This window comes from Ktedonobacter robiniae (assembly GCF_016587375.1).
Classification (GTDB): Bacteria; Chloroflexota; Ktedonobacteria; order Ktedonobacterales; family Ktedonobacteraceae; genus Ktedonobacter; species Ktedonobacter robiniae.
Map to the genome: position 1 here is coordinate 1885543 of NZ_BNJG01000001.1, position 14244 is coordinate 1899786.

General features: G+C 55.1%; 10 protein-coding genes. 2 read left to right on the top strand and 8 right to left on the bottom strand.

Features of this window, described 5'->3' with window-relative positions:
• Positions 1-149 precede the first annotated feature (149 nt).
• From JMJ04_RS07925 to JMJ04_RS07945, 5 genes are all read right to left on the bottom strand, one after another.
• The gene (locus tag JMJ04_RS07925; protein ID WP_201369982.1) at positions 150-2132 is read right to left on the bottom strand and encodes a protein phosphatase 2C domain-containing protein; all 1983 of its coding nucleotides are present in this window, start codon (positions 2130-2132) and stop codon (positions 150-152) included.
• Between the two features lie 97 nt (positions 2133-2229).
• On the bottom strand, positions 2230-4266 hold the full coding sequence (locus JMJ04_RS07930; protein ID WP_201369983.1) for a protein kinase domain-containing protein: 2037 nt from the start codon (positions 4264-4266) through the stop codon (positions 2230-2232).
• Between the two features lie 267 nt (positions 4267-4533).
• Complete coding sequence (locus JMJ04_RS07935) at positions 4534-5397, bottom strand: PP2C family protein-serine/threonine phosphatase (RefSeq protein ID WP_201369984.1); 864 nt, start codon at positions 5395-5397, stop codon at positions 4534-4536.
• Between the two features lie 365 nt (positions 5398-5762).
• Entirely contained in the window at positions 5763-7187 is a 1425-nt protein-coding gene (gene der, locus JMJ04_RS07940; RefSeq protein ID WP_201369985.1) for a ribosome biogenesis GTPase Der, read from the bottom strand.
• Positions 7188-7619: 432 nt separating this feature from the next.
• Entirely contained in the window at positions 7620-8570 is a 951-nt protein-coding gene (locus tag JMJ04_RS07945) for a ribose-phosphate diphosphokinase (RefSeq protein ID WP_201369986.1), read from the bottom strand.
• A 201-nt stretch (positions 8571-8771) separates the two neighbouring features.
• Here JMJ04_RS07945 and JMJ04_RS07950 point away from each other — a divergent pair, with 201 nt between their 5' ends.
• Together JMJ04_RS07950 and JMJ04_RS07955 are read left to right on the top strand one after the other, a co-directional pair.
• Positions 8772-9317 carry an RNA polymerase sigma factor gene (locus tag JMJ04_RS07950; protein ID WP_201369987.1) on the top strand — a complete coding sequence of 182 codons (546 nt, stop codon included), beginning with the start codon at positions 8772-8774 and terminating at the stop codon, positions 9315-9317.
• Positions 9317-10732, top strand: coding sequence for a WD40 repeat domain-containing protein (locus tag JMJ04_RS07955; protein ID WP_201369988.1), 1416 nt, complete (start codon positions 9317-9319; stop codon positions 10730-10732). Before JMJ04_RS07950 ends, JMJ04_RS07955 begins: the two co-directional genes overlap by 1 nt.
• A 71-nt stretch (positions 10733-10803) precedes the next feature.
• On the opposite strand, the gene JMJ04_RS07960 is transcribed toward JMJ04_RS07955, so the two are convergent.
• The 3 genes from JMJ04_RS07960 to JMJ04_RS07970 all read right to left on the bottom strand — a co-directional run bounded on the left by JMJ04_RS07960 (position 10804) and on the right by JMJ04_RS07970 (position 14014).
• The gene (locus JMJ04_RS07960; RefSeq protein ID WP_201369989.1) at positions 10804-11289 is read right to left on the bottom strand and encodes a YggT family protein; all 486 of its coding nucleotides are present in this window, start codon (positions 11287-11289) and stop codon (positions 10804-10806) included.
• 248 nt (positions 11290-11537) lie between these two features.
• The gene (locus JMJ04_RS07965) at positions 11538-13313 is read right to left on the bottom strand and encodes a DUF2079 domain-containing protein (protein ID WP_201369990.1); all 1776 of its coding nucleotides are present in this window, start codon (positions 13311-13313) and stop codon (positions 11538-11540) included.
• Between the two features lie 101 nt (positions 13314-13414).
• On the bottom strand, positions 13415-14014 hold the full coding sequence (locus JMJ04_RS07970) for a metal-dependent hydrolase (protein ID WP_201369991.1): 600 nt from the start codon (positions 14012-14014) through the stop codon (positions 13415-13417).
• Positions 14015-14244 lie beyond the last annotated feature (230 nt).

A 14244-nucleotide genomic window follows, 5' to 3' on the forward strand; every position in this document is an offset into this window, starting at 1 on the left:
GAGTTCAGCTTATTGGTGTTTTTAATTTGTGGGGACTGGTTTCGTATTTCGCCCACCAACCCCCATTCGGGGGCGCTGCGGCACTTTCGCACCTAGCCTACCGGCTCAGGTGGGCAGAAAGGAAACCCCACACCCCGGTTTGAATTGCTTTAGCGCACAAAAACCACGACCGCACTCACGTTATCCTCACCCCCGTTAATGTTGGCGGTCTCAATCAAATGCGAGCAGGCAGTTTGTGGATCGGGTGCATTATTTAGAATCTCTTCCATCTGTGGGTCACGTACCATCTCCCAGAGGCCATCTGAGCAACTGAGCAGGACATCACCGGGATGCACCTGTTGCTTGATAATATCGATCTGGACATTGAGCTTATCACCCAGGCTACGGAAGATCTGATTGCGCTGTGGGTGTGTATAGACTTCGTCCGGCTCGATCATGCCGCCCGCAACCAGCTGGCCAACCAGGGAGTGGTCCGTCGTCAATTTATAGAGTTTGCTATCACGCAGGAGGTAGGTGCGACTATCCCCTACATTGAGGATATACGCAAAATCCCCCACCAACATAAAACCGGTGATGGTGCAACCCATGTCGGTCTTGTTCTGCTGATTGGCCTGGCAGATGGTGGCATTGGCATCTTCGACCGCGTCATGCAGCAGTGTCACCAGAGAATCCTCGTCGTGCGCGGCCTCCTGGCCCGCCTGCTCGGCAGAGAGAGACGCGAGCAGTAGTTCGTGGAGCATACGCTCGCTGATACTGCGAATGGCGGTACGACTGGCGAGTTGTCCGTTGTCATGTCCGCCCATGCCGTCGGCGACGATATAGAGGCCCAACGGTGTTGAGAAAGATTCGTGGTTACGCTGCAACTGGAGCACCAGGGTGCTGTCTTCGTTAGGTTCGCTGCGGCGCATATTGCCAGCGTCGGAGTCGCCGGCGGCAAGCACATGCACACCATTGGGGAAGGACGATTGCAGGGTCTGCTGCTGTTCAATCACATAGGTATGGCCATTGGCGACAAAAGTATCGAGAATGGCGTCATGTACGAGATTCGCGTCGGCCTGACCGGAGGACGAGGCGAGGAACTCACGCATCGTATATGTGGCATCCTGTAAGTTCGCGCCACACTCCGAGCAGAAGTCATCTTCCTCGGTATTCTCGGTCGAGCCGCAGTTCCAGCAGCGCTTGTAGCCCTGGTGGTCGACCACCCGGTAGAGGCGACTTCCCTCCTCATCAGCCAGTTGTTCCGCGACCTCGTAGCGATTATTGAGCAATGTGCCCTCCGCCAGAGGTCCCTCCTGCTCGTTGGTCGCCTCGCCTGTCGTTGACGCGGCCTGGCCTTCGGTATAGGCGCCCTGGGGAGGTTCCTGTTCAGGTACGGCTGGCGTGGGTAGCTCTTGCTGATTCTGCTCCGTCGTATGTGTATCGTGCGGTGGTGTCACCTGCTCCATTACAACCTCTGCATTTCCAGTGGGAGAGGCGGCGCTTGCAGCGTGCTCCTCCCCATAACGATCATCTTCTTCATGGGTCACGCTCTCCGAGAAGGCGCCCGGCTGAGCATATGCGGGAACGGTGCGATACTCTTCCCCAGTTGAAGAGAAGAGCGCGGCACTCTCCTGCGGCGTCATCAGTACAGTTGGCGTCTCGGAAATATCCTGCTGCTCGGGGGTAAAGGCAAAGGCGCCAGCCTCGTCAGGCGAAATTTCTTTCGGCACCGGCGGCATCATCATGGTTGGCGCATCGGCGATATCTCCCTCATGGGAAGGTTGGGCCTGTCCCTGATGATCGCGCTCTAGCTCTTGCTGCCAGCGGCGCGACTGATACTCCACCATTTTCTCAGGCGAGAGAATTTGGGTCGGAGCCTGGCTTGGATCGTCCTCAGAGGCCGGTCCAGACGCGACCACTTCGATAAACTGATCCTCGTCCTCCTCAGGCGCTGGAGAGGAGGATGCCTCCTGAGAAGGGGGGGCAGAGCCGTTCGCGGTCGCCTGCTTCTCATCGAGCGGAGAGTCTGAAGGGGTAGGTGTGGCTTCGGGAGCCGCGGCCTCCTGAGTAGGCTCGGCAGGAAGAACCTGCCCGCACCCCTTACAGAACTTGGCGTTTGCACGATTTGATGTATGACATGACGGACAGAGCATTCTGCCCTCCTTCTTTGCTTTTTTAAGATCTTATTCCGAACCCCAACGCCACTGGCGTGTCTAGCGCTTCGCGCTCAGGGTTTTCGGAGAAGAAGTATTAGATCTGTTTCAGTAGACGTAAGGCCTCGGCATTAGTGCGATCGCGCTTGAGTGCTTCGTCAAGCATCTGGCGCGCCTCAGCCTTGCGATTTAACTTCAGGTAACAGTTCGCCAGAGCACTATAGATGTTCGGATTTTGGGCACCGGTTTTGCGTGCGCGCTCAAACGCGCTCACGGCATACTTCCACTCCTTAGCACGCATATGGGCGCGTCCCAGTTGATACCAGGCCTCCCAGGAGCTAGCATCAATCTGGACGGCGTGGCGCAGGGCCTCAATAGACTCGCGAGTGCGCTTGGTTTCTCCATAGAGGCGTCCCAGGGCCACGAGCATCAGAGCGTGTTCTGGGCTCAGGCGCAGGCCTTCGCGTAAGTACGATTCCGCATCGCGAAAGGACCCCTGCTCCAATGAGGTCAGGCCGAGTTGATAATAGACCGCCGGGTCATCGGGGTTGAGCGAGAGCGCCTTCTTGAAGGACTGCCCAGCCTGTGGCAAGAGACTGAGATCACGATAGCACATCCCGAGCTGGAAGTAGGCATTAAAGGATGTATTCGAGTGCTGTAGTGCTGCTTCAAACTGCTCGGCGGCATACTTCATATTCTCCTGCGAGAGTTTCTGATCGATATCGCGCACAGAGAGGCCGTACTGGCGGTAGGCGCGCCCCAGATTATAGAGAATGTCATAGGGCGTTCCACCCTGGGACAGAGCAAGCTTCAGCTGGTTAACGGCCTCGGCGTAATTCTTATTATTCAAGGCCTGCAAGCCAGCACGATAAGCCACCGTGGGATCGCTGGCCGGGGCCACGCCATTAGAGGGAGCCACCGGGCGCGCCTGAATGCTGCCACCTGAGCCAACCGGGCGGGCGAGAATAGACGAAGAGCGTGCCTGGAGTGGCTGGCGCACGGGTCGCGCGAGAATAGGCTGACTCATCCGCGCCTGTGGCGGAGGAACAGCCCCCTGCACGAGCTGGTAGCCATCGCGCTTGCAGAACTTGGCGCCGGGTCGGTTGTGAAAGCCGCAGCGTGGGCAGATAGGGCCAGCCGCCGTCACAGTTGACGCGGGCTGGGCCTTGACCGTAATCGTCGTTGCCGGTGACATGGCGGGAATCTGCACTGTTGGCACGGCGGCATGCGCCTGAACCGAGGCGGGCAGGCAGGAGAGCAGGGCATTGCGCATGGCCTCGGCGCTCTGGAAGCGCTGTTCTCGATCCTGCTGCATGGCCTTAATAATTACCTGCTCGACAGGACAGATGCGCTTCCCGCCCACCTCACGCGCCAGCAGGCGCGGATTTTTGGCTAGAATACTGCCAGGAGCAGGCGTTTGAATCGGATCTGGCTCATAGTTGGTCAACAAGTGAAACATCGTCGCGCCAAGAGAGTAGATATCGGCGCGAGCATCGGTCTGGACCGGGCGACCGGGATTCTGTACTGAGCGACGCTGTCCTGGAGTGGTAATCGAACCCAGATGCTCTGGCGAGGCATAGGAGATGGTGCCCAGGTTCTCTGTATTCGTACGCTTATTGGGATCAAAGCGGCGCGCAATGCCAAAGTCGATCAGTTGCACCTCATTATCGGGGGTAATCATGATATTCCCTGGCTTGAGGTCGCGCAGGATGATGGGCGGCGTACGCGAATGAATATAGGTCAAGGCCTCGCAGACCTGCATCATCCACTTAACGACCTGTTCCTCTGGCAGTGGGCCATGGCTATCTTCGAGAATCTTCTCCAGGCTGCGCCCGGGCACAAACTCCATGGCGAAGTAGTAGTTCCCGCGATCCTGAAAAGGAAGCATCAAGGCCGCGATCCGTGGATGCTTTAGGCTCCGTAAGAGCGCGATCTCTTTATTGAAGCGCTCGACGGCTGAGTTGCGCTCTTCCTCGCTAGTATTGGGGCTGATGAGCAACTCTTTAACGGCGTAGTAGTAGGGAGGATTCGTACCAAGCTGCTCAACCTTGTAGACGGTCCCCATACCACCTTCGCCAAGGATCTGAACAATCTTAAATTTACCGTCGAGTATCGTACCTATAGGGAGAGCCATACTCTACGCACTAAACCTTTCTTCGCAACGCTCCGCACGATGGCATAGTATGCTATAAAAACTATTCATTTTTTCCTGCCGCCTGTGGCGGCAAGAGGAAAAGAATTTGGGGACTGGTTCCTTATTCCGCTCACTAACCCCCATTCGGGGGCGCCGCGGCACTTTCGCGCCTAGCCTATCGGCTCAAGTGAGCAGAGAGGAGGCCCCAAACCCCGCCAGGAGCTCCGCCCCTGGACCCCGTTTGTGCAAACTTGCACACCGAGTTAGCTAGTGAGCACTGACCTGAATTACAACGGCGGTGATATTGTCCTCGCCACCGCCAGCATTCGCCAGCTCGATGAGCTTATCACAGATGGCCTGTGGACTGGCCTGCATCTTCATTGTACGCTCAAGCTCCTCGGGATGAACCATCTCCCAGAGGCCATCAGAACAGAGCAAGAAGAGATCCCCTGCTTGAACCGTCTCATGGAAGATATCCACTTCCAGCGTTGAGCGACCAGCACCCAGCGAGCGATAAATCAGATTACGATGAGGATGCGAATAGACCTCTTCCGGCTTGATCTGCTTGGTCTCGACCAGCTTGGCGACCAGAGAGTGATCTTTGGTAAGAGGGGTTAGCGCTCCATTACGTAATAGATACGTACGACTGTCGCCAACGTTGCCAATATAAGCAAGCTCATTCTGTATCAGCAGCGTAGTCACGGTGCTGCCCAGGCCACGCGCCTCGGATTGCTGCTCGCCGTAGCGCACGATCGCCTGGTTTGCCTGCTTGATTGCGGCCCGCAATTGATCCTCTACGGCACTCGCCATTGTCGCTTCAGAGAGTTTATGAGTCTCGGCTTTAGAGGGCTTCCCAGTGGGAGACGAGGGACGCAACATGGAGCGGTCGATCTTGATCGTGGGCTGATCATGAATTGGCTTAAAAAACGTATCCATGGCCTTATTAATGGTTTCCACCGCCATGCGACTGGCAACTTCCCCCGCTTTATAGCCACCCATGCCGTCAGCGACTATAAATAGACCGCGATCACCATCCTCGGCAGATTCAACCCTGCGATATGGTCGATCTTCGTTTTGATCGCGTTGCTTGCCGACATCCGTCTTATCGGCAGCGAAGAGTTTTATGTGCATAGGTACGTACCTCATAGAAGCAGGAATGCGTAATGTAGTTTTCCATGCTCACTATAGCATATAGTAGTATTGATGACAATTGAAACATCGCAGATAGATTGATAAGTAAAAATTCTTTTATTTCTAGCCAGAGCAAGAACGTCGCTGAGAGTTCTTTTCTACAGGCCCATCAATTCATTTATATACTATGATTAGCTGTAGAGCCGATGATGGTTCGCCCGCGTGCATTCCTCTCCTTCTCATCCGCGCTCTGTTGCATATACGTGTTAACTACCTGCAAGGTTGGAAAAAGAAAGAAAGAAAAGAAGGGATGCGCTGGCGGCCCGCGGGCCGTCAGCGCATCCCTTCTTTTCTTTCTCTATTGATTATTTCTCGCGGTCGTCTCTGGTAGAGCGGGCGCGGAAGTAGATGCGTATGCCTGTGCCTTTGAAGCTAAAGGCTTCGCGCAGGCGGTTCTCCATAAAGCGCTCATAGGAGAAGTGAACTGAGCGTGGATCGTTCACGAAGAAGACGAAGGTTGGCGGATTGACGCGTATCTGCGTCGCGTAGTAGACGCGCAGCGGCTTCATGCCAGTCACATACGCGGGCGTCTGGCGGCGTTTGGCCTCCTGCACGACCTCATTCAAGCGCGCGGTTGGTACACGCAGGTAGCGCATATCGGAGATCTTCAACGCGGTCTCTAGAATCGATTTGACGTGGTAACCAGTCTTGGCCGAGGCGAAGATGATGGGCGCATAGGGAATAAACTTCAGCTCGTTCATCAATACCTTGCGATAGTGCTCGGCGTCATCGATCTCCTCATCTGGCTTAGGATACTCACCCTCGCGCTCGGCTTTGCGCTGCTCCTGCGCCAGGTCCCATTTATTGACCACCACAATCACGCCTTTGCCCATCTCGTGGATCGTGCCCGCGATATGGGTATCCTGCGCCGTCAGTCCCTCGCTGGCGTCGATGAGCATCAGAGCCACGTCACAGCGCTCGATGGCGCGGGTTGAACGCAGGACACTATATTTCTCCACTCCCACGCCCACGCGACCACGGCGGCGGATGCCAGCGGTATCGACCAGTTTAATCTTCTGGCCCTCAAACTCAAGCTCGGTATCGATGGCATCACGGGTAGTGCCGGGGATATTGCTCACAATTGAGCGATTGACACCCAGGATGGCGTTGAGCAGCGAGGATTTGCCGACGTTTGGACGGCCTAGAATCGCGATACGTGGGGTCTGCTCGTCTTCCTCTTCGTCCTCCTCAGAGACAGGAGGCAGCGCTTCGACGATCCTGTCCAGCAGGTCGCCGGTGCCGGTCCCCTGAATGGATGAGATATCGGTGGGTTCGCCCAGGCCCAGGCTATAGAACTCGACAACATCCAGGCGACGCGAGGCATTATCAGCCTTATTGGCTGCCAGGATGACTGGCTTAGTCGCACGGCGGCGCAGCAGGTCGGCGACCTCATCATCAGCGGCGGTAATGCCGGCGCGCGCGTCGACCATGAATACGATCACATCCGCCTCTTCGATGGCGAGTTGAGCCTGGCTCATGACATGATCCATGATATCGCCTGGCTGTCCGGTCAGGCCAACCTGGCCGACAGGAATGCCCGTCCCCAGTTCCAGGCCACCAGTATCGATGAGCGTAAACTCACGACCGTTCCAATCGGTATCTCCATACAGACGATCACGGGTCGTACCGGGCATATCCTCAACAATGGCGACACGCTCGCCAATCATGCGATTAAAAAAAGTAGATTTACCGACATTAGGTCGGCCAACGATGGCAACAAGTGGCTTCATGTGTCGCCCTCCCACCCTTTCAGTGCAAACAAAAGATGATGTTAATTGTTAACATCATGTGCAAGTCGTTTCTGCCGCCTGCGGCGGCAGGAGGAGGAGGGAAGAAATTGGAGACTGGCTTCTTATTCCGCTCACCAACGCTGCTTCGCAGCTAGCCTTTCGGCTCAGGTGAGCGGAGAGGAAGCCCCAAACCCCGCCAGGGGTGACTGCCCCTGGGCCCCGTTCTTGAAAACTTACACATGGGGTTAATTAATTAGATAATAACGGCGTTCAATGTTATCTGGCGAATTCTCGAATCTTGACGCAGGCATTATAGCATAAAGTTTTACCGCTGGGTAATAAAGGGGACCAGCGTGTGTGGATTATATCCATGCCAGCATGGACCCTACAGGGCCGTTGTAGGGTCCATGCTGGCATGGACTATCGCACTTATTAGTGGAAGAGTTCGGAAACGGAGCGACCATCGTGGATGCGGGTGATCGCGCCAGCTAAGAGGCCCGCAACCGAGAGCACTGTCAGGTTGGGCAGGCGGTTGATGTCGGGAGGGGGAATGGAGTTTGTGATGACCAGTTCTTTTAGAGAGGCAGCGCGCAAGCGCTCGATGGCTGGGCCAGAGAAGATGCCATGGGTCGCGGAACAATAGATATCGCGCGCGCCCTGCTCGCGAACCACGCGGACGGCCTGCGTAATAGAGCCGGCGGTATCGATCTCATCGTCCACAATCAAGGCATTGCGGCCCGCGACATTGCCGATGATGCCCATGGCCTCAGTGATCCCCTCGTTGCCCAGGCGGCGCTTCTCAACGATTGCCAGAGAAACGTTCAGGCGGTCCGCCAGTTTGCGTGCCTTCTTGGCGAAGCCCTCGTCGGCGGAGACGATCGTCAGGTCCTCGATCTGTTTCTGCGCGAAATACTCGGCCTGGATGGTCTGAGCGGTCAACTCATCAACTGGGATGTTAAAGAAGCCCTGAATTTGCCCGGCGTGCATGTCCAGCGTCACCACGCGGTGGGCGCCCGCGACCGTAATACAATCAGCGACTAGGCGCGCCGTAATCGGCACACGTGGCTGATCCTTCTTGTCAGTACGGCCATAGGCGTAATAAGGAATGACGGCGGTGACACAAGCCGCTGAAGCCCGCTTAAGGGCATCAATCATAATGAGAAGCTCCATGATAGAGCGATTGACAGGCGAGCTAAAGGACTGAATAACAAAGACATCGTTCCCGCGGACATTCTCGTTTATTTTGACAAAAATATTTTCATTACTAAATTGAAAGACATCAGCCTCCCCTAGCGATATGCCTAGATGATCGCATATCTCTATGGCAAGCTGGCGATTAGCGTTTCCAGTGAAAATGCTCAGTTCGCTTGTCAATGTGTTCACGTGGCACCTCCTGAGTACCCCAGATTATACCATACAGACAAGCGCGACCGCAGGCACATCCCTTTACCCCAGGATGACACAGGCGTAAAGGTACCTCTGAGAATGTGGCTTTTCATATGTATTGTTACACTTGACCTTTCTATACGATTGGTTCACTGAATATTCGCTAGCGAAATAAATTCTTAAGAATAGGACAATGACATGCAGCCTTTACGTTCCCTGGATGACGAGGATGAGGTAGGAATTTCAGAACTCTATCGACAACATGCCTCCGCGCTTCTGCCCCATCTACGGGCCAACCTGAAGTCGAGAGAGGATGCTGAAGATCTGCTCCTGGAGGTCTTTATCGCAGCCCTTGAACGCGATTCTCTGCGCACACTCTCTCAAGAAGAGCAACGCTCCTGGCTCTGGCGGGTCGCCCGGAACAAACTGGTTGACCATTATCGCAGGAGAGCACGGCAGCAGAACCTGCCTTTAGAGGTAGCGAGCGACATGGTCTCCCCCGATGGGGAGTTCATACCCGAGTGGACGATGCTGCGCAATGAGGAGCAACACGACCTGATAACGGCCATTGAAGGTCTGCCTTCACTGCAAAAAGAGGTACTGCTCTTACGCTACGTCGAAGGGCTGCGCTCACCGGAGATCGCGCGCATGCTGGGGAAACGAGATACAGCTGTACGGATGATCCTCTCACGTACTTTAAACCTGTTGCGCCAAACCTTCGAGAAACGACTGGGAGGAAAATAATGGAACATCATGAGCAACCTTTTACGCCTGAGCAGGTCGATGAGCAGGTAGAGCAGCGTTTCAGCGACTTGCACACGCCCGAGGCCCAGTTTCACTCAGAGATGCAGCAGGTCACCCGGCAGATCCGCGAGGAGCATGATCGCTCATTACAGCGGGTCGAACAACGCCTGATGAAATATGCTCATACGCACGCTGAGTACGCGGCAGCCAAACCGGAAAAGCAGCCATCTTCGCCGCGCACATTAAAACAAGGAAGATTACGCTTTATGGAAAAGAAGCAAGCCTCAACGTTTGCCCGACGTGTGACCACGCTGGTCGCGGTCTTTGTTATGGTTCTTCTTGTTGGCAGTTTGCTTGTCGTCCTGAACCTTTCACGGCAAGCGACGGGCACAGGCTCAAAAGTCACACCAACCGCAACCGCGACACCCGTGAAGACCTATTCCAGCGCCCAGCGGCTCTGTCAATTTGCGGATGACAACAAAGATGTAGGCTCTGCCTACCAATCCTGGCTCGACTGGGCCACAGACGACCAGCTCGCAGCCAGTTATGGGAATCTAGCCAATTATGGGAATCTAGAGGTCGTCGATGGAGCGACGTGCACGCAGAAACTGCATCTCGATGATCAGGGCACACAGGACACAAATGCCCGCTGGTCGCCCGATCATACCCGCCTACTTACCAAGCTGGCTGACTCATTGCCGAAGATAGTAGATGCCAGCACAGGCAAGGTCATGGTGGCCTATGTTCCCACATTTTCCGTCAAGGGCAGCGGTGGCTATGGAAACACTATGGTGACTCCTTGGGATTCGGTCTGGTCTCCTGATGGGACTCAGATCATCTCCCTGGTCGATTATCCTGTAGGCCACTGGATCATTCAGGTCTGGAGTGCCAGCACAGGGAAGGTAGTCAGCAGCACCCCGCTAACACAGAGCCGCCAACCGCTGGGGTATGTGAGCCTATCGCCACACGGTACCTACTTCGCTATTGACACGGGAAGGGATATCGCAATCTGGAATATCCAGGCAAAGAAAGTGGTAAGCCACCTTCCAATCAGCGTCGATAACCAGCATTTTCTCTCTGATGCCTGGTCAGCCGATGAGAGCATGCTCGCACTTGGGATATTCAATGGCAATAATTTCAGCGCCTGGTCTGTGAGCGATGGGAAGCAGATCGCCTCATTCGCGGACAAAAACATTGGTTCCCTGGCCTGGTCGCCGGATGGAAAATACCTGGCCGAGAGCAACACCATGATTCACCTCTGGGATGTACGCACCCAGAAAGTGGTGGCGACCTTTGGTGATAATCAGTGGATTGCCAACCTGGCCTGGTCGCAGGAAGGTAGCAAGATTGCTTCCTCAGCGGTCAAACAGGGCGATCTTACTAAAAACACGGTAAGCATCTGGAAGCTCTCATAATGGGCAAAAGGCGCACTGCAGCAGAAGCAGGGAGGTGGCATAGCACGCTATGCCACCTCCCTGCTTCTCTCTTATGACTCGACGGAGTCTTCGGGGCCGGTAATCAAGATGTGCAGGAAGCGGCGGATGGCCCAGAAGACCAGGAAGTAGATGAGCATCGCGATCAGCGTCGACCATTCAAAAGCCTGGTTGGGGTGGACAGAGAAGGGATGGACCAGCGTGCTAAAGGGAAAGAGGATAATATCGGTTAGCGAGTAGAGAAAGCCCGCAAAGAGATTGATGGGATCGGCTCCGATAAGCTTGAGCAGGAAGCGCATTGCCAGCGTGACCTCCAGGACGGTCAAGAACCAGCGCAGGAAGTCATTGAGCTTGCCAATGGCATATTTTACGGTTCGGGCCTCTTCCTGACGCGTCTCCGCTATCTCTACCTCGGGGCCGGGCTCATCGGCCGCAGGCGAAGGGGGCGACGCTGGCTTCATAGGAAGATCATCCATGCGCCCCGCACGCGAGGGCTGTACACTCGTTGGCTCATTGGGATAGGGATTATTATTGCGCATCCTGCCATTCCTCCAACAACTTATACAAAAACCAATCCCCATTCGGGGACCACCTAACCCCCATTCAGGGGCACAGCGGCCGCACACTCAGGTTTTTCGAAAGGCAACAAACCTCAACAACAATTGCCTGAAAGCGCAGAGACAAACAGTTCAGCAATTGTTTGCCTGCATGGATTATAACATCTTGTGCCCGTCAAAAGCTATGGGTTTACGCGGGCAATTTCAGGACTTCTCTGGGGCATCACGCGTCAGGAAGCAGGCGAATTGATCGCGCCGCTGCCACAATGCCCATTGCTCTGCACCAGCAGGATCACGCCTTCGATCTGCTTGAGGGTGCAGAACTGTTGCGAACTACGAACCTGGTTGAGCATACGGACCGTGCTATCCTTGTCCTCCTCAGGAACGATGTTGTTGAGATCTACCACGATATACTGCACAGTGCGCAGGTTCTTCTGCTCGTCGGTATAGGTAATGAGCGGGAAGACCGTCACATAGGGGCGCTCGGTGAGGTGAGGATTAAGCGTCCCGCTTGCCGAGACGGAGGCCGTTGGCGGAATAGATGCAAGCAACTGGTTGATGGCCTGGTCACGATCACCCGGCAGGTGATCGGGCAGCAGCACATTGAACCAGGGAATCATGATCACAAAATGCAGCAGGACCATACACACAATCCAGAGCGAGACCACCCATTGCAACCGTGCCAGCGTCACCGTCTGCGCCAGGTCAACGATGCGATCATTAAAGCGCTTCCGGCGATGCGCGCTTGCGATTGAGACAGCCAGCAGGCCCGGGCGAGCAAAGGTGAAGGGGCGAGACAATACAGATAGGCCCGAAAGGAATGTCAGGCGTACATTCTCCAGGCCACGCACAAAAGAGTCCACCTGCGCCTTCTCGCGTAGCGCCTGCTCATCGGTCACCAGTACGGAGTCAACCGGCTCGCCACGCCACTGCTGCCATAACGCCACCAGGCGCGCCAGGCCAATAATCGACGCCATCACCACAAAGGGAATGATGGGGGCATTGTAGTGATAGATGCCGCTATAAAGAAGGGAATTGTTATTAGGCAAGAGATTGAGGGCCAGATTGGGCAGAGCGGGAAGCAGCCACTCAGGCGCGAAGACACTGAAGAAACCAGAGCAGCGCGCAAGTCCTGCCAGGTAGTAGAAGCGCTCAAGCGTGAGATAGGTCATGGGAAGAACCCAGGGATGCATAACGATGTTCACAAGCGCATCGCTGGGGGTTGCCCCCAGGTAGGCGTAGCGATACCAGAAGTTATTGCCCTGGTTACCGGGATAGAAATGCTTGATCATCGACCAGGCAAAGATGCCATAGAGGATCCCACCCAGAATGAGAATCAGGCCCAGGCGAGGCGCCCGGTATTTCCAGATTATCAGCACGCCAAAGACCGCCACCACAAAAGGAATCTCTTCTTTACAGATCGCCGCCAAGGCGCAACAGAGGAGGCACCAGCCAAAGCGGCGGTAGGTGAGGGCGAGAAAGGCATAAAGGAAACAGGGGGTGACCAGCGCCACCGGGTGAAAATCGAAGAGATTGATCCCGATCAACGAGGCTGAGAGCAAGTAACCTAGCACCATGACCGCCGCCACCAGAGGCCACTGTGGGAGGTAGCGCCGCGTCATAAGAAAGATCGGTAACGCCCCACTCACCAGGACCAGCGTCTGAAAGATCAGCAGGATGCGTGGATCGGCGCCAAAGACATAGAGTAGCGAGAGGGGCAGGAGCACTGGCTCGAAGTGTTGCGCGAGACGAATGGGGGGGCCATACCAGTCAACGCCCTGGTTCGTCCACTGAAACGGGTGCCCATGCAGGGTATTCCAGAGCACCTGGTCCATATTCCCCAGGTCGAAAGCCGTAGCCTTGAAGGAGGTGTAGCGTAGCACAGCCAGAAAGCCCACAATCAAGGCGTAAGCCAGCATAGCCAGCACCAGTAACGACCAGGAGAGACGCACCTGGGCGCGCGGCGATACTTGAACCTGTATAGAGAATTGTGGCAAACGTATCATAAATGTTTAACTCGCCTTTGGGTAGGGATGCCTGGTGGGCAGACTGGCGCCGCCAGCCTGCCGCCGAGCACTCCTACCCCTGAGCGCCGCAGGCACGAAGGCTAGAGGATGACATACCCCTGCCAGATACAAACCGCGACCACGAACATAAAGCCCCAAACTATTAAAAATTCCGGCCAGGTACCTGTACGGAAACGAAACTTATTATCCATTGGAATGCCAAAGCGTTTGTGCATAGGCCAGAACAGAGGTATGCCGCCATAGGTCAGCGAGTCACATAAGAGGTGCATTACACATCCAAACAAGACACCAAAGAAAACGACATGTGAAATGCCTACCACATGCGCGGGAGCGGAATAGCCTCGTAAGCCCAGTAGATATATTACCACTCGTTCTAGCCCTATGGCTAGCAATGAGCCGACAGCCAGGCCAAGAAGGCTATGAAACACTGTGCGATGACCTGCAATACCCTGAATCGTCTTGCTAATGATGCCAAAGCGATGGCCCAGGGTGCTACGTGCATTATCTATATCTGGCAGTAGCGCGCCAAAGCCAACCGCGCCATAATAGACCGCCTTACTCACCAGCAGTGGGAGCGTCACACTCGTGCCCGCCGTAAGAGCATTGCCAGAGATATGCGTGACACTATCGAAGACGACCCCGGCTACCAGACCAATCAATAAATGTGAGCGACCTTCCATGCGCTTATTGTCTCCCCTGAAACTCAATTTTCTTTCTGCCTTCCAGCAATTGTAGAGAGAATATAGAGTGGTGTCAATAGATGACCTCTTTTCATTTGTATCGTAATACGATATAATATTTATGAGAACAAGATATGGATATCTGTTTAAGGACTTCTCGCCACTGCGTGGCTCGTCTGTGGTAAGGGATGTGGTGGAGAAGCATTTTCTCCACCACATCCCTTACCACA